We start from the raw sequence: 15,187 nt of genomic DNA, 5'->3' as shown, positions 1-15,187 counted from the left end.
AAGCGGGAGCGGTGATCCCGGGCGTTAGGCCGGTTCTGACGCCACGCCCGGGGCCAGGAACTTCTTGCCGTTGACCCGCTCCGAGGCGCCCACCCGGTCCAGATACGGGGTGATGCCGCCCAGGAACATCGGCCAGCCCGCGCCCAGGATCATGCAGAGGTCAATGTCCTCGGGACCGGACACAACGCCTTCCTCGAGCATCAGTCCGATTTCCTCCGCCAGGGCGTCCTGCGTCCGGCGCAGCACCTCCTCGCCGGTGGACGGGGTGCTGCCAAAGGACATCAGCGCCAGCGTTTCGGCCGGAATGAACGGCTTGCCGTCCGGACCCGGCACCGGTGTCCCGTTCTGCGCGGCCCAAATGGACGTCACACCGTTGTCGATCAGCGCCTGCAGGTTCGCCGAGACCCCGAAGCGGTCCCCGAACGCCGTGTGCAGCGATTCCTGGACGTGCTGCGCCACGGGCAGGCCCACCATGGCGCCGAGCACAAACGGCGTCATGGGCAGGCCCATCGGCCGCAGCGCGTTATCGGCCACGTCGGCGGGCGTGCCCTCGTCGAAGGCCGCGGTGACTTCACCCATGAGGCGCAGCAGGACGCGGTTGACCACAAACGCGGCGGCATCCTTGACCAGCACCGCCGACTTCTTGAGCCCTTTGGCGAGCTCGAACGCGGTGGCCAGCACGGCGTCGTCGGTCTTCGGTGCCCGCACGATCTCCAGCAGCGGCATCACGGCCACCGGGTTGAAGAAGTGGAAGCCGACCAAACGCTCCGGGTGCTCGAGGTCCGCCGCCATCGCCGTGACGGACAGCGAGGACGTGTTGGTCGCGAGGATGCACTCTTCCGAGACGATCGCCTCGACCTCCTTGAAGACCTGCTTCTTCACGTTGAGTTCCTCGAAGACGGCCTCAATGACGAAGTCGGCGTCGGCGAAGGCCTCCTTCGAAACTGATCCCGTGACGAGCGCACGGGTGCGGTTGGCGGCGTCGGGGCTGAGCCGGCCCTTCGCCAGCAGCTTGTCCACCTCGGCGTGGACGTAGCCCACGCCCTTGTCCACCCGGGCCTGGTCGATGTCCGTGAGCACCACGGGCACCTTGAGCTGGCGGGCGAAGAGCAGGGCGAGCTGGCTCGCCATCAGCCCGGCACCGACGACGCCGATCTTCGTCACCGGGCGCGCGAGTTTGCGGTCCGGGGCGCCGGCGGGACGCTTGGAGCGGCGCTGCACGAGGTCCAGGAAGGCGTACACGGTGGAGCGGAACTCGTCGGTCTGCATGAGGTCAGCGAGCGTCTCGCATTCGAGCTCAGCGGACTGCGCCTGGGTCAGGGTGCGGTTGGCCTCCATGACGTCCAGGACCTTGGCGGGCGCGGGGGATGCGTTGGAAGTCTTGGCCTCCACGAAGGCCCGGCCCTTGGCGACGGCGGCCGCCCAGCGGGCGGCGACCTCCGGTGCGGACGGGTCCACGGCGTTCACCCGCTCCGGCGCCGCGGCGCCGGCAATGACTTTCGCGGCCCACGCCAGGGACTGTTCCACAAAGTCGGCCGGCTCGAACATCGCGTCCGCCATGCCCAGCTGGTAGGCCTGCGGCCCGGTGAGCGTGCGGTTGTTGCTCAGCGGATTTTCGATCATGACCTTGAGGGCATTCTCGGGTCCGATCAGCCGCGGCAGGATGTAGACCCCGCCCCAGCCAGGAATGAGTCCGATAAACGCCTCGGGAAGGGCCAGGGCGCCGGCGCCGGTGGACACCGTGCGGTAGGTGGACTGCAGCGCGATCTCCAGGCCGCCGCCCAGAGCCATGCCGTTGATGAATGCGAAGCTGGGGACGCCAAGGTTCGCCAGGGTCGCGTAGACGTCGTGGCCGAGCTGTGCCATCCACAGGCCCTCTTCGCGTCCGCTGACGGACTTGACCGTGGAGAGGTCGGCGCCGGCCACGAGGAAGTACGGCTTGCCGGAGACGCCGACGCCGGCAATCTCGCCCCGGGCGGCGCGTTCCTTCAGCCCTTCCAGGACCGTGCCGAGCTCGATCAGCGTGTTGGGTCCGAGGGTGGTGGGTTTGGAGTGGTCCAGGCCGTTGTCCAGCGTGACCAGCGCGAGGGTGCCGGGGCTCTTGCCGTTGACGGCGGGGAGCTGGATGTCCTGGACGTAGGAGTGGGTGACCGTCTCGTTCGGGAAGAGTTCGGCAAGCTTGCGGAAATCAGCGGCGCTCATGCTGTGGCTCCAGTCTCGGTGGTCGTGGTCTCTGCGTGCTGTGCTTCGGTGCCGTAATCCGGGTGATGCGGGTTCTCCCAGATTACGGTGGCGCCCATGCCCAGGCCGATGCACATCGTGGTCATGCCGAAGCGGACCGAGGGGTCCTCCTCGAACTGCCGGGCCAGCTGGTTCATCAGCCGGACCCCGGAGGACGCCAGCGGGTGCCCGACGGCGATGGCGCCGCCATAGCGGTTGACGCGGGGGTCGTCGTCGGCGATCCCGAAATGGTCCAGGAAGCTCAGGACCTGGACGGCGAAGGCCTCATTGATTTCGAAGAGGCCGATGTCCCCGATGCCGAGTCCGGCGTTCTTGAGCGCCTTCTCGGTGGCCGGGACCGGGCCGATCCCCATGACCTCGGGATCCACGCCGGCGAAGGCATAGCTCATCAGGCGCATCCTGACCGGCAGCCCGAGTTCCTCGGCGGCTTCGGCGGAGGCCAGCAGGGCTGCGGTGGCGCCGTCGTTCAGGCCCGCGGCGTTGCCGGCGGTGACCCGGCCGTGGGCGCGGAACGGCGTCTTGAGCGTGGCCAGGTCCCCGAGCGAGGTTCCGGGGCGCGGGGGTTCGTCCACGGTGTTGACCGTCCAGCCCTGGCCCGGCTTCATCGTGGCGACGGGTACGAGGTCGGGCTGGATCTGGCCGCCGGCGTAGGCTGCGGCGAGCTTTTCCTGCGAGGCGACGGCGTAGGCGTCGGTGCGGTCCTTGGTGATGGCCGGGAAACGGTCGTGCAGGTTCTCGGCCGTGTTGCCCATGTTCAGCGCGGCGGGGTCCACGATCCGTTCGGACATGAAGCGCGGGTTGGGGTCGGCGCCGGCGCCCATCGGGTGGTTGCCCATGTGTTCCACGCCGCCGGCGATCACGACGTCGTACGCGCCGAAGCCGATGCCGCTCGCCGTCGTGGTGACGGCGGTCATGGCGCCGGCGCACATGCGGTCGATCGCGAAGCCGGGCACGGTGCGGGGGAGTCCGGCCAGCAGGGCGGCGGTGCGGCCGATGGTCAGGCCCTGGTCGCCCGTCTGGGTGGTGGCGGCGATCGCGACCTCGTCGATCCGGTCCGCCGGAAGCGAGGGGTTGCGGCGCATCAGTTCGCGGATGCACTTGACCACGAGGTCGTCGGCGCGGGTGCCGGCGTAGATGCCCTTGTCGCCGGCGCGGCCGAACGGGGTGCGGACGCCGTCGACAAAGACGACGTCGCGCACGGTCCTGTTTCTTCCGGTGCTCGGGTTTGCGCTGCTGGGTTTTCCGCTGGTGCGGGCTTGGCTCACGGCGTACTCCTCATTGAGACATGGTGCCGGAACCGTGCCGGTGGCAGGGGTTGCCACAGGCAGGAAGGTTCCGAACGACATCATGCATCATGTTACTCGCCAGTAACATAGCTGGCAAGGAGGAGATCAGCGGCCCCGCAAGGACCTGCTAGACCGTGGAACCCGACGGCGCCTCTGCGGCGGCCTTGGGCTCCTTCGCGGGCAGCGGCTCGGGGTGCAGGAAGGCCTCGGCAATGAGCGGAGCCGTGATTTCGATCTGCCACTGGCGCGCCCCGAGGTTCGCCAGTTCCTCGGCCACGCCTTCCTCGCTGCATTCTGCCGGTGGACGCCAGGCGACCCGCCGAAGATAGTCCGGGGTCAGCAGGTTTTCCACCGGCAGGTTCAGTTCCTCGGCCCTGGCATGGAGTTTCGGGCGGGCGGTGGCGAGCCTGGCGGCAGCCTCCGGGTCCCGGTCCGCCCAGACGCGCGGGGGCGGGGGAGCGTTGGTGGGCAGGTGCAGCGGCGGCAGGTCCTCCAGGGCCCGGGCCACGCCAATGCAGCGCAGCCAGCGGGGGGCTTCGCGCTGCGCGGCGCGGCCGTGGAAGCCCTTGGTGCCCAGGAGCTGGGGAACCGTGGACGGCATCGCCTTGGCCGCGGCGACGAGCGCGGAGTCGGGGATCAGCCGGCCGGGGGCGACGTCACGTTTCTGGGCCAGGGAATCGCGTTCCAGCCACAGCTCCCGGACTGCGGCCAGTTGGCGGCGGTCCCGGATCTGGTGCAGTCCGGACGTCTTGCGCCACGGATCAACGCGCGGCGGGGCCTGTCCGGCTTCGAGGATGGCGGCGAATTCCTGCTCGGCGTATTCCAGCTTTTCGTCCGCCACGAGCAGCTCAATCAGCTCCTCGCGCAGCTCGGTCAGGACTTCGACGTCGAGCGCGGCGTAGCGCAGCCACGGTTCCGGCAGGGGGCGGGTGGACCAGTCGGCGGCGGAGTGTTCCTTCGCGAGGCCAAAGCCCAGGAGCTGTTCGATGACGGCGGCGAGGCCCACCCGGGGCAGCCCGGCCAGGCGGGCGGCGAGCTCGGTGTCGAAGAGTTTGTCCGGCCACATGCCGAGTTCGGACAGGCAGGGCAGGTCCTGGCTGGCGGCGTGCAGGATCCATTCGACGCCGCGCAAAGCGTCGTTGATGATGCTGAGGTCCCCGAAAGGTTCGGGATCGATCAGCCACGTTCCGGAGCCTTCGCGCCGGATCTGGACCAGGAAGGCGCGCTGGCCGTAGCGGAATCCCGAGGCGCGCTCCGCGTCCACGCCCGCAGGGCCGTGGCCGGCGGCGAGGGCCGCGGCGCAGCGTTCGAGTCCGGACTGGGTTTCAATGACCAGCGGCACGCCGTCGCGGGGAATGTCGAGGTCGATCACTTCAGGGACCAGGCTGTCGAAGCCTTCCACGGTGATGTGGGCTGTGGTGTCAGCAGCCTCGGCCGTAGTGCGACTGGCGCCGGCCGTGCTGATTTCCGGATTCTGAGGGGTCATGGTCTCTACAGTTTACCGACAACATGGCGTATAGGGCCGTGACCGCGGCCGAACAGGCGCCTCATACGTGTCCGCGGGGGCGGCGGGGCAGGGCCGTGACGCCCTCGGGCAGGGGCGGCAGTCCGGCGAAGGTGCAGACCATGTCCGACCACGCCTCCAGGTGCGAGGTGATGTCCGGGGTGGCCGGGGTCCAGGAGGCCCGGAGCTCGATGTCGATTGAATTCGGCCGGTCCGACAACGTTCCAAAGCTCTCCGAGAGCACCCGGGTGGCGGTGCCGCCGGCGGAGCGGTACGGGGCCTGATGGTTCTCCAGCGCTTCGACCAGCCAGGTCCACGCCACGGACCCCAGGAGTTCGTCGTTGCCCATCTCGGGTTCGAGCTGGGCGCGGATGTAGGTGACGATCCGGAATTCCCCGTCCCACACGGCAGAGCCGTCGGGATCGTGGAGCAGAATGAAGCGGCCAGTGGCCAGCTCGACGTCGTCGCTGCCGGACGCCCGGGCCAGGGCCGCGGCGGCCGGGCCGTGGACCGGTCCGCCGGTCGGGGAGTCGCCCGGGCCGATCACTTCCGCGCCCAGGGCCACCGCGTACGGTGCCAGCCGGGACGGGGCCGGAATTTCGTCCAGGTGCAGCTCGCTGCGGCACCGCGCCTGCCGAAGGGTCCCCAGGGCGAAGAGGAAATCTGCCGGAACCTGATCGAGGGAGCTCACCTTGGAAGGTTATGCAACGGCCGGAGCCCTGCCCGGCAGGCTCGCCGCCGGGCAGGGGAAGCGGTGCACGGCTCAGGCAGCGGTGAGCTCGCGCTTGATGGCCGCAATGAAGGAATCAACGTCATCCTCGGTGGTGTCGAAGGAGCACATCCAGCGGACCTCGCGGGCCGCCTCGTTCCAGTCGTAGAAGCGGAAGGACTTGCGCAGCCGGTCCGCGACACCGGCAGGCAGGACGGCGAAGACGCCGTTGGACTCGGTCTTCTGGGTCAGTTCGACGCCGGGGATCGCCTCGACGCCGGCGCGCAGCCGGGCGGCCATGGCATTGGCGTGCGAGGCCGAGCGCAACCACAGCTCACCCTCGAGGAGGGCAATGAACTGGGCGGACATGAACCGCATCTTGGAGGCCAGCTGCATGTTCATCTTGCGCAGGTAGACCAGGCCGTGGGCGGCCTCCGGGTTCAGGGCGACCACTACCTCGCCGAACAGCAGGCCGTTCTTCGTGCCGCCGAAGGAGAGGATGTCCACGCCGGCGTCACGGGTAAACGCCCGCAGCGGGACGCCCAGGTGGGCGGCGGCGTTGGCCAGCCGGGCACCGTCCATGTGCAGCTTCATGCCCTTTGCGTGGACATGCTCGGCGATGGCCCGGACCTCCTCCGGGGTGTAGCAGGTGCCAAGCTCGGTGGTCTGGGTGATGGACACCGCCAGCGGCTGGGCACGGTGCTCATCGCCCCAGCCCCAGGCTTCCTGGTCGATCAGTGCGGGGGTGAGCTTGCCGTCGGTGGTGGGGACCTGCAGCAGCTTGATGCCGCCGATCCGCTCCGGTGCGCCGTTTTCATCCATGTTGATGTGGGCGGTGGAAGCGCAAATGACCGCACCCCAGCGCGGGAGCAGCGACTGCAGGGACAGGACGTTGGCTCCGGTGCCGTTGAACACCGGGAAGCACTCGATGCCTTCGCCGAAGTGCTCTTCCATCAGTTGCTGCAGGCGCGCGGTGTATTCGTCTTCACCGTAGGAGACCTGGTGGCCTTCGTTGGCGGCGGCCAGGGCTGCGAGAACCTCCGGGTGCACGCCGGAATAGTTGTCCGAGGCGAAGCCGCGGACGGAGGGATCGTGGAGCCGCACCGCAGTGCCGGCAGGGACAGTTTCAACTGTGCTGGTCATCGTTTTGCTCACGCTTTCAGTCTAAGAGGTCGGGCCGCCCGGGCTAAGCCCGGGGGCCCTGGATCCGGGTCGCGGAATCAGGAACGGCTCAGCGGCTGAGCAGCAGCCGCTGGCCGTTCAGCTCGCCGGCAGGAGAGGTGAAGAGTCCCGCTGCGGCAGCCGCCAGGTCGGCCACGTCCGTGAAGCCCGGGAACTTGCGGTCCGGGGCCTTGGCCCGCATTTGCGCGTCAACGAGGGCTTTCACCACGAAGATGACGGCGGCGCTGCGCAACGCGGCGCTCTCCTGCCCGGCGTTGTCCTGTTGCGCGCTCCCGTGCCCGGGAGTGCCGGTGCCGGTGGCAGTGCCAGCGGCGTGGACGCGGCGGAAGCCGTCAGCGACCGCCAGCGTCCAGGCCTCGGCGGCCGCCTTGGCCGCGGCGTAGCTCGCCCCCGCCGCCGTCGGGGCGCTTACGGCCGTGGAGGACACCATGGCGAAGCGTCCGGCCTCAGAGGCAGCGAGGTCGTCAAAGAAGACGCGCGTGACGTTCCGCAGGGTCGTGACGGCGTTGCGTTCCAGGAAGTCCCAGTCGTCGTCGCTCTGGTCCGTGATGCCTTTCGCGCCGCGCCAGCCGCCCACCAGGTGGATCACGCCGTCGACGCGTCCGGCCAGGCCGGCAATGCTTTCCCGCAGGGCGCGGACGCCGGCCAGGCTGGCGAGGTCGCAGGCGAGCGGCGTGACGCCGTCGCCGGCCTCGGCGGCGGCTGCCTCGATGCGCGCGGCATCGGAGCCGACCGTGAAGACCCTGTGGCCGGCGCCGCGCAGGGCGCGGGCCGTCGCGATTCCCGACGGCCCGCTGCCCCCCGTGACCAGCACGTTCAAAGTGCGTCCGGCGCTCATCCGGCGTTCAGGGCCTGGGTGCCGCCGGACTCTGATCCGGTGTCTGACGAACCTGTGATGCCGGCAGTGGATTCGATGACGGGCCGCATCTTCTTCTCCAGCGCCTCGTAGAACATGGAGAGCGGGAACTCGTCGTCGAGGACCTGGTCCGTGAGGCCGCGGGGCGGACCGTCCAGGGGGAGGGCGTTCGGACCCTTGGCCCAGACCGAGGCCGGGTTGGGCGTGACCGTGCCGGAGATGAGCTCGTAGGCGGCGAGCCAGTGGGCCATCTTGGGGCGGTCGATCGAGCGCCAGTACAGTTCCTCGATCTTCGCGCCGAGTTCAACCACGACGTCGGCGGCCTCGTCCCAGTCGATGCTGAGTTTGCTGTCGGTCCAGTGCAGGACGTGGTGCTGGTGCATCCAGGCGAAGAGCAGCTGGCCGCCAAGGCCGTCGTAGTTGCGCACGCGCGTGCCGGTGATGGCGAAGCGGAAGATGCGGTCGAAGATCACCGCGTACTGGACCAGCTTGGCATGCCGGCGGGCCTCCGGGTCAGCGTCCTCGTCCTTCTCGATCTTCACGGATTCGCGGAAGGCGGTGAGGTCGCAGCGCAGCTCTTCCAGTGAGTAGAGGAAGAACGGCATGCGCTGTTTGATCATGAACGGGTCGAAGGGCAGGTCACCGCGCATGTGGGTGCGGTCGTGGATCAGGTCCCACATGACAAAGGTTTCCTGCGTCAGCTGCTGGTCCTCCAGCAGCCCGGCGGCGTCCTCGGGCAGCTGCAGTGAGGTGATCTCCGCGGCGGCACGCAGGACGCGGCGGAAGCGTGCGGCCTCGCGGTCGGCGAAGATCGCGCCCCACGTGAACGTCGGGGTCTCGCGGACCGCGACGGTCTCGGGGAACAGGACTGCGGAGTTGGTGTTGTAGCCCGCGGTGAAGTCGAGGAACCGGATCGGGACGAAGAGCTTATTGGAGTACTCGCCCGTTTCCAGGCCGCCGATGAACTCCGGCCAGATGACCTCGATCAGCACGGCCTCGACGAGGCGGCTGCTGCTGCCGTTCTGGGTGTACATCGGGAACACGACCAGGTGCTGGAGTCCGTTGACCCGGTGCTGCTGCGGCTGGAACGCCTGCAGGGAATCCAGGAAGTCCGGAACCCCAAAGCCGCCAGCGGCCCAGCGGTCAAAGTCGGTGACCATCAGTTCCAGGTAGTTCGCGTCATGCGGGAAGGACGGGGCCAGGGCCGCGACCGCCGTGGTGATGGTTTCGACGTGGCCGGCCGCGGCTTCGTGGGCTTCGGCGTCCGGCACGGATCCGTCCTGGACCTGGAGGGCGCGCAGGGCGGTGGCGGCAGCCTTGAGCCGCAGCCATTCCTGGTTGCCGGCGGTGATCGGGGCGGGGGCGGTAAGAGCGGTCGTGGTCATCGTCGACGGTCGCCTTTCTGTTTGCTGTGGAGCGTGTGCTGGATCTAAATCGAGCGTAGCAAGCAAGCAGAGACTCTAATGCAAAATAGCCTTGAGCATAAGAAAGTCTGTGGCAAGTGATTCTGAAAAGCCGTTCCAGCGGAAGGAGAGGCAGGGCTGCGGACTACTGCCCGGCGTCGTCCGCGGGAACCAGCTTCAGCGAAACCGAGTTAATGCAGAAGCGCTGGTCCGTGGGGGTACCGTAGCCCTCGCCGTCGAACACGTGCCCCAGGTGGGAATCGCAGGTGGCGCAGCGGACTTCGACCCGGTCCATGCCCATGGTGCGGTCATGGATGTAGCGCACGGTGCCCTCGGCGAGCGGCGCCCAGAAAGACGGCCAGCCGCAGTGCGAGTCGAACTTTTCGTTGCTGGTGAACAGTTCGGTGCCGCAGGCCCGGCACTTGTAGACACCCCGGGTGTGGGTGTCCCAGTATTCGCCGGTGTACGGCCGCTCGGTGCCCGCCTGGCGGAGCACGCGGTACTCCTCAGGCGTCAATTCCTCGCGCCACTGGGCGTCTGTCTTTTCGACGGGCGCTCCGGCCGGAGCCTGGTCAAAGGCCGTGGCGGCGGGGTCGGCTGCGGGTTCGGTCGCGGGTTCGGTGGCGGGCACTGCCGAGGGCATGGATTTAGGCCTGTTAAAGATACTCATAGCCTCAATAACGCTCAGGAGTCCCCGATAAATCCCGAACCGGCGTACAGATGCAGGACGGGCAGCCCCAGCTTGTCCTGTGCCTTGGTGGCCCAGTCGGTGTGGAACGTGTCGGCCACGGCGTGCGGGCGGGTGATGACCACAGCCTGTCCGGCGCTAAGTTCCTTGACCTTGGCAACCAGGCCGTCAACGGCCCTGCCCTCGACGACTTCGCCCGAGACGCCGCCGCCCAGACCGGCCAGCGCCGCCAGCGAGGCGGCCAGGGTGTCTGCTGCTTCGGCCCGCTCCTCGGCGGGGTCCGAGTGTGCCGTCAGTTCACGGAAGGCCTTGGCGATTTCAAGCATGGAAAGGTTTTCCAGGAAATCCACCACCAGGTGCCGCTCGGTGTTGGCCGGCACCAGGATCAGCAGGGGCGCATCACCGCCGGCAATCAGGGTTTCAATATTGACGCGGTCATCCGCACCGAGGGGCTCTTCTGTCAAAATGACGATTGGATCACTCATGACCCCAGCCTAGTCGCGCTCGTGTTGACCTGCATCGTTGTGTCCCGCGGGACCCTGGCGTGTCTGTACCGGTCCGGCCGTGCGCCGGAACCCCCGCCAATGCCGTGGTTGGGCTGCGCTTCAGTAAGAATGGTGCCATGGCATCCTCCTTGCGCCTCCGCCCGGATCTCCGCCGGGACCTCCGCCAGACCGCTGCCCGCCGGACCGCTGCCCGCGGAACAGCACTCCCCGTCGCCCCGGCCCCCGGCGGCGTGACGTCCGGGAGCGCCAAGTGGGCGGTGGGGGGCATCATCGGCGGCAGCGCCGCTGCGGGCGTGCTGGCCGCCGGCTCCTCCGCCCTCGCCCTCTACTTCGCCCGCCGCGTCATCACCCCGGCCCGGTTCCGGGCAGAGGACCAGGAAGTGCTGGCCGTCATCCGCGAGGGACGGGCGCTGCGGGTCATTTTCGCCGCCACCCCGGACGCGACGGTGGACGGGGTGTACGGGTTCTTCTTCGACGGCGGCCGCGGGCATGCGCGGATCGGCCGGATCCTGTCCTACTCCCCGGCCGAACGCACCGTGCTGCGCGAGGTCGAGCACGTCTACAGCGGGGACATGGCCACCGCCCGGCGCGGCTGGTGGAGCGGTGCGGCCTATCCGGATCCGGCCGCCCTCGGGTTTCCGGTGGAGGACGTGCTGATCGACGTCGACGCCGGGACCGCGCCGGCCTGGCTCGTCCGCGCCGCGCCGGCCGCGCCGGCGGACATCGCCCCGGACGTGTGGGCGATCATGGTGCACGGGCGCGGCGCCACCCGGCAGGAAGGGCTGCGGGCCGTCCGGACCGCCAGGGAACTGGGCATGTCCAGCCTGCTGATCTCCTACCGCAACGACGGCCTGGCCCCGTCAGCCAGCGACGGGCGGTACGGCCTGGGCTCCACCGAATGGCGCGACGTCGAGGCCGCCATCGGCTACGCCGTGCAGCAGGGCGCCCGCGAGGTGGTTTTGTTCGGCTGGTCGATGGGCGGCGCGATCTGCCTCCAGACCGCTGACCTTTCCCGGCACCGCCACCTGATCCGGGCCATGGTCCTGGACGCGCCGGTGATCAACTGGGTCAACGTGCTGGCCCACCATGCGGAGCTGAACCGGATTCCGTCGTCCGTGGGCCGCTACGGACAGCTGATGCTCAGCCACCGCCTGGGCCGGCGGCTGACCGGCCTGGCTGCGCCCGTCGACCTCAAAGCGATGGACTGGGTTTCGCGGGCCGTGGAGCTGAGGACGCCGACCCTCATTGTGCACAGCGTGGACGATGAGTACGTGCCCTACGGGCCCTCCGCGGCGCTGGCCGAGAAGAACCCGGAAATGGTCACCTTCGAGCCCTTCGACAGGGCCCTGCATACCAAGGAATGGAACGTGGACCCGGAGCGCTGGGAGCGGCAGGTCTCGGCCTGGCTCCGGCAGCAGCTGGCGCCCCGCGCCAACCCCGGCGACCAGGAGCCGCCGGCCGGCACTGCCGCGTTCAGTTGACAGTTCACTGACAGGTTGACAGTTCATTGAGGTGGTTCGGGCTAACACTGCCGTGACCCGGCCCCCGTGGGCCGGGTCAGTCGCGCCGGGTGCCGATCCGGGCCGTGCGGGCAGCCGTGAGCCGAATGAGCTCGGCCGGATCCAGCTCGATGTCCAGGCCGCGCCGTCCGCCCGAAACGAGGATGGTCTCCAGCGCCAGTGCGCTCTCATCCACCACCGTGGGAGAGGACTGGCGCTGGCCGAGCGGTGAGATGCCGCCGAGAACGTATCCGGTCCGCCGCTGCGCCGCGGCCGGATCGGCCATCTCTGCTTTCTTGCCGCCCAAAGCGACGGCCATCGCCTTAAGGTCCAGGCTGCCGCTCACGGGCACGACGCCGACGGCGAGCCGGCCGTCGACGTCGACCATCAGGGTCTTGAAGACCCGGTCCGGGTCGACGCCGAGCACTTCCGCCGCTTCCAGGCCATAACTGCCTGCCGCGGGGTCATGGGTGTAGGGGTGGGCCACAAAGGGAACCCCGGCGGCCGCGAGTGCTGCGGTGGCCGGAGTTCCCTGGGACGCGTGCTTGCGGGCCATGTTCTCGTGCTGTCCGGGCGCTGAAGGTCAGGACTGCGCCGACGGCTGACGGTCTCCGGACGCGACGACCTTGCGCTTGATCCGGCCCAGCATGGCGGTCATTCCGCGCATGCGCAGGGGAGTGATGGCCCGGGTGAGGCCCAACAGCTCCGGCATGTCGTCCGGGACGGCCAGGATTTCCGCGGCGCTGAGCCCGTCGAGTCCCTCGTGGAGCACTCCGGCAAACCCGCGGGTGGTCGGGGCCTCCTTGGGTGCCTTGAAGTAGAGCCGGACGCGCTCCGGCGCGTCGCCGTCGGCCCGTTCCGTCTCGACGGTGAGGAACAGCGGCGTCTGGCACTCCACTACCTGCTCGAGCAGCTCCGGGTGGTCCCGGAGCCGCTCCGGAAGTTCCGGAAGCCCCTGCGAGAACTCGAGGAGCAGTTGCAGCCGCTCCGCTTCGGTCAGGGCCTGGAAATCGTCGACAATGTCCGCCAGTGCGGCGGGGAGGGCTGAAGTATTCATCATTCCCAGCTTACGCACGCGCGCCGATTGTGTCCCTGTCGGGGCCTGCCCCGCTTCATGGTTGCCGCGGCTAACGACCGGCCGGAACCGCGCCGCGCTCGGCACCCTTGACGATCGGGACGCGCACGGCGTTGCCCCATTCGGTCCAGGAGCCGTCGTAGTTCCGCACGGTCTCAAAGCCCAGCAGGTACTTCAGCGCAAACCAGGTGTGGCTGGACCGCTCGCCGATCCGGCAGTAGGCCACGACGTCATCGCCTTCGGTCAACCCGGCCTCGCCGAGGTAGAGGGCCTCGAGCTCGCCGCGGTTCCGGTACGTGCCGTCGCCGGCCGCCGCGCGGGCCCAGGGGATGGAGGCCGCCGTGGGGATGTGGCCGCCACGCAGCGCGCCCTCTTCCGGGTAGGCGGGCATGTGGGTGCGCTGGCCGGTGTACTCCTCGGTCGAGCGGACGTCGATCAGCGGCTTGCCGAAGTGCGCCAGGACATCATCCTTGAAGGCGCGGATCGGGGCGTCGTTCCGCTCCACGACGGGGTAGTCGGCGGGGGTGGCGACGGTCGTGACGGTGGAGAGCGCCCGGCCTTCCGCGATCCACTTGTCCCGGCCGCCGTCCAGGAGCCGGACGTCCTCGTGGCCGAAGAGAGTGAATACCCACAGGGCGTACGCGGCCCACCAGTTCGACTTGTCGCCGTAAATGACCACCGTGCTGTCCCGTGAAATGCCCTTGGCCGCAACCAGCGCGGCGAAGGCTTCGCCGTCGACATAGTCGCGGGTCACCTCGTCGTTGAGGTCGGTGTGCCAGTCGATTTTCACGGCGCCGGGGATGTGGCCGGTCTCGTACAGCAGGACGTCTTCGTCGGATTCGACCACCACGAGATTGCCGCCGTCGAGGGCCCCGTCCTCGATCGCCGTCGCCAGCCATTCCGTGGACACCAGGCGGTCAGGGTGGGCGTAAGCGGCGAATTTCTCGTTCTGCTCAACGGGGTAGGACATTGCGACGGCCTTTCACTTGAACGGTCAGGAGGCCGGGCGCGGAAAGCGTGCGCCGCGCCGGGCCTGTTACAACACTAGTCACGGCCCGGTGGGAATGCTCCACCGGGTTCACACGGGGAAATGTGGTCTTCCTCACGCCGGCCGCGGGTCCACAAGCGCGCACGCGGGCCGGCCAGGCTTTGCCGGTATTCTTGCTGGGGACAAGAGACCAGCAGAACGGACCACCTTGGTACAGATCGAACAGCTCGCCGCCCGTACACCGGCAGTTTCCGTGGATGAACTCCTCAATGGGTTCTATCCGTCGCCGCGGTTCGGCGAGGTGTCGTTTTCCAGCTACCGGCCCGATCCCGCCCAGCCCAGCCAGGCCCATGCGGTCCATGCCCTGCAGCACTTTGCGGCGGGCGTGGGCGCACGCGACGGCGACGGGCTGTTCAAGCGGCTCTTCGGCAAGAAGGACACTTCCCGGGCCGGGATCTACCTCGACGGCGGATTCGGCGTGGGCAAGACCCACCTGCTGGCATCGCTGTGGCACGCCGCCCCCGGGCCCAAGGCCTTCGGCACGTTCGTCGAATACACCAACCTCGTCGGTGCGCTCTCCTTCCGCAAGACCGTTGAGGCCCTGAGCCACTACAAGCTGGTCTGCATCGATGAATTTGAGCTCGATGATCCGGGCGACACCGTGCTCATGTCCCGGCTCATGCGCGAACTCGCCGACGCCGGCGTGAAGCTTGCCGCCACATCGAACACGCTGCCGGGGTCCCTCGGGGACGGGCGCTTCGCCGCCGTCGACTTCGCCCGTGAAATCCAGGTGCTGGCGGACCAGTTCGACGTCGTGCGGATTGACGGCGAGGACTTCCGCCACCGTGGCCTTCCGGCCGCACCGTCGCCGCTGCGCAATGATGACCTGACCCACCACATGCATGCCGAGTTCGACGGCAAGACCGTGGCGCGCGATGAGTTCAGCACCTTGATCAACCACCTGGCCGGCGTGCACCCGAGCCGTTACCGCCAGCTGCTGGAGGGGATCGAGGGCGTGGTCTGGAGGAACGTGCACACGATTACCGAGCAGGCCGTTGCGCTGCGCTTCGTGGTGCTCGCGGACCGGTTGTACGACAAGGACGTGCCCATCCTTGCCAGCGGTGTGCCGTTCGACCAGCTCTTCACGGAGGAAATGATGACCGGCGGGTACATGAAGAAGTACTTCCGCGCCGTCTCCAGGCTCACCGCGCTGGCCCGCGAGGGCCAAAACCACGAACCGTCCTAGCGCC

14 protein-coding genes are annotated in these 15,187 nt (G+C 68.7%); 2 read left to right on the top strand and 12 right to left on the bottom strand.

Translation table 11 applies throughout. The features are described from left to right. Window positions 1–24: 24 nt before the first annotated feature. The 9 genes from B5X90_RS13075 to B5X90_RS13035 form a co-directional block, all read right to left on the bottom strand. Entirely contained in the window at window positions 25–2,202 is a 2,178-nt protein-coding gene (locus tag B5X90_RS13075; protein WP_079553701.1) for a 3-hydroxyacyl-CoA dehydrogenase NAD-binding domain-containing protein, read from the bottom strand. Next, window positions 2,199–3,506, bottom strand: a complete 1,308-nt coding sequence (locus tag B5X90_RS13070; RefSeq protein ID WP_079553803.1) for a thiolase family protein — start codon at window positions 3,504–3,506, stop codon at window positions 2,199–2,201. The genes B5X90_RS13075 and B5X90_RS13070 overlap by 4 nt, the downstream gene beginning before the upstream one ends. Before the next feature lie 148 nt (window positions 3,507–3,654). Continuing rightward, complete coding sequence (locus B5X90_RS13065; protein ID WP_079553699.1) at window positions 3,655–5,013, bottom strand: HRDC domain-containing protein; 1,359 nt, start codon at window positions 5,011–5,013, stop codon at window positions 3,655–3,657. 61 nt (window positions 5,014–5,074) lie between these two features. Continuing rightward, a complete protein-coding gene (locus B5X90_RS13060; RefSeq protein ID WP_079553697.1) occupies window positions 5,075–5,722 on the bottom strand; it encodes a DUF3000 domain-containing protein in 648 nt (215 codons plus the stop codon). Between the two features lie 72 nt (window positions 5,723–5,794). Further along, window positions 5,795–6,883, bottom strand: coding sequence for a threonine aldolase family protein (locus B5X90_RS13055; RefSeq protein ID WP_079553695.1), 1,089 nt, complete (start codon window positions 6,881–6,883; stop codon window positions 5,795–5,797). Window positions 6,884–6,971: 88 nt separating this feature from the next. Continuing rightward, on the bottom strand, window positions 6,972–7,760 hold the full coding sequence (locus B5X90_RS13050) for an SDR family oxidoreductase (protein WP_079553693.1): 789 nt from the start codon (window positions 7,758–7,760) through the stop codon (window positions 6,972–6,974). Then, a complete protein-coding gene (locus tag B5X90_RS13045) occupies window positions 7,757–9,163 on the bottom strand; it encodes a DUF6421 family protein (RefSeq protein ID WP_079553691.1) in 1,407 nt (468 codons plus the stop codon). The genes B5X90_RS13050 and B5X90_RS13045 overlap by 4 nt, the downstream gene beginning before the upstream one ends. Window positions 9,164–9,326: 163 nt before the next feature. Further along, window positions 9,327–9,851: a peptide-methionine (R)-S-oxide reductase MsrB gene (gene msrB / locus B5X90_RS13040; protein ID WP_143264749.1), complete on the bottom strand. Its 525-nt coding sequence runs from the start codon at window positions 9,849–9,851 to the stop codon at window positions 9,327–9,329. Window positions 9,852–9,865: 14 nt separating this feature from the next. Then, the gene (locus B5X90_RS13035) at window positions 9,866–10,354 is read right to left on the bottom strand and encodes a hypothetical protein (RefSeq protein WP_079553686.1); all 489 of its coding nucleotides are present in this window, start codon (window positions 10,352–10,354) and stop codon (window positions 9,866–9,868) included. Between the two features lie 137 nt (window positions 10,355–10,491). On the opposite strand from B5X90_RS13035, the gene B5X90_RS13030 reads away from it, so the two are divergent. Continuing rightward, a complete protein-coding gene (locus B5X90_RS13030; protein WP_256860221.1) occupies window positions 10,492–11,856 on the top strand; it encodes an alpha/beta hydrolase family protein in 1,365 nt (454 codons plus the stop codon). A gap of 76 nt (window positions 11,857–11,932) precedes the next feature. On the opposite strand, the gene ybaK is transcribed toward B5X90_RS13030, so the two are convergent. From ybaK to B5X90_RS13015, 3 genes are all read right to left on the bottom strand, one after another. Next, window positions 11,933–12,430, bottom strand: coding sequence for a Cys-tRNA(Pro) deacylase (ybaK, locus tag B5X90_RS13025; RefSeq protein ID WP_079553684.1), 498 nt, complete (start codon window positions 12,428–12,430; stop codon window positions 11,933–11,935). Between the two features lie 27 nt (window positions 12,431–12,457). Further along, entirely contained in the window at window positions 12,458–12,931 is a 474-nt protein-coding gene (locus tag B5X90_RS13020; RefSeq protein WP_179129142.1) for a SufE family protein, read from the bottom strand. Between the two features lie 70 nt (window positions 12,932–13,001). After that, a complete protein-coding gene (locus B5X90_RS13015) occupies window positions 13,002–13,919 on the bottom strand; it encodes a sulfurtransferase (RefSeq protein WP_079553679.1) in 918 nt (305 codons plus the stop codon). Between the two features lie 226 nt (window positions 13,920–14,145). Here B5X90_RS13015 and zapE point away from each other — a divergent pair, with 226 nt between their 5' ends. Then, a complete protein-coding gene (zapE, locus tag B5X90_RS13010; RefSeq protein ID WP_079553677.1) occupies window positions 14,146–15,183 on the top strand; it encodes a cell division protein ZapE in 1,038 nt (345 codons plus the stop codon). Window positions 15,184–15,187: the final 4 nt, after the last annotated feature.

It is taken from the genome of Arthrobacter sp. 49Tsu3.1M3 (genome assembly GCF_900168135.1).
Taxonomy (GTDB): Bacteria; Actinomycetota; Actinomycetes; order Actinomycetales; family Micrococcaceae; genus Arthrobacter.
The sequence above is the reverse complement of the archived record's forward strand: the minus strand, read 5'-3'. Positions and strand labels throughout refer to the sequence as shown.

Excerpts from the sequence above, each read along its gene's own strand:
- B5X90_RS13075 (WP_079553701.1), bottom strand. The coding sequence starts at position 2,202 with ATGAGCGCCGCTGATTTCCGCAAGCTTGCCGAACTCTTCCCGAACGAG.
- B5X90_RS13065 (WP_079553699.1), bottom strand. The coding sequence starts at position 5,013 with ATGACCCCTCAGAATCCGGAAATCAGCACGGCCGGCGCCAGTCGCACT.
- B5X90_RS13055 (WP_079553695.1), bottom strand. The coding sequence starts at position 6,883 with ATGACCAGCACAGTTGAAACTGTCCCTGCCGGCACTGCGGTGCGGCTC.
- B5X90_RS13050 (WP_079553693.1), bottom strand. The coding sequence starts at position 7,760 with ATGAGCGCCGGACGCACTTTGAACGTGCTGGTCACGGGGGGCAGCGGG.
- B5X90_RS13045 (WP_079553691.1), bottom strand. The coding sequence starts at position 9,163 with ATGACCACGACCGCTCTTACCGCCCCCGCCCCGATCACCGCCGGCAAC.
- msrB (WP_143264749.1), bottom strand. The coding sequence starts at position 9,851 with ATGAGTATCTTTAACAGGCCTAAATCCATGCCCTCGGCAGTGCCCGCC.
- B5X90_RS13035 (WP_079553686.1), bottom strand. The coding sequence starts at position 10,354 with ATGAGTGATCCAATCGTCATTTTGACAGAAGAGCCCCTCGGTGCGGAT.
- B5X90_RS13030 (WP_256860221.1), top strand. The coding sequence starts at position 10,492 with ATGGCATCCTCCTTGCGCCTCCGCCCGGATCTCCGCCGGGACCTCCGC.
- ybaK (WP_079553684.1), bottom strand. The coding sequence starts at position 12,430 with ATGGCCCGCAAGCACGCGTCCCAGGGAACTCCGGCCACCGCAGCACTC.
- B5X90_RS13020 (WP_179129142.1), bottom strand. The coding sequence starts at position 12,931 with ATGAATACTTCAGCCCTCCCCGCCGCACTGGCGGACATTGTCGACGAT.
- B5X90_RS13015 (WP_079553679.1), bottom strand. The coding sequence starts at position 13,919 with ATGTCCTACCCCGTTGAGCAGAACGAGAAATTCGCCGCTTACGCCCAC.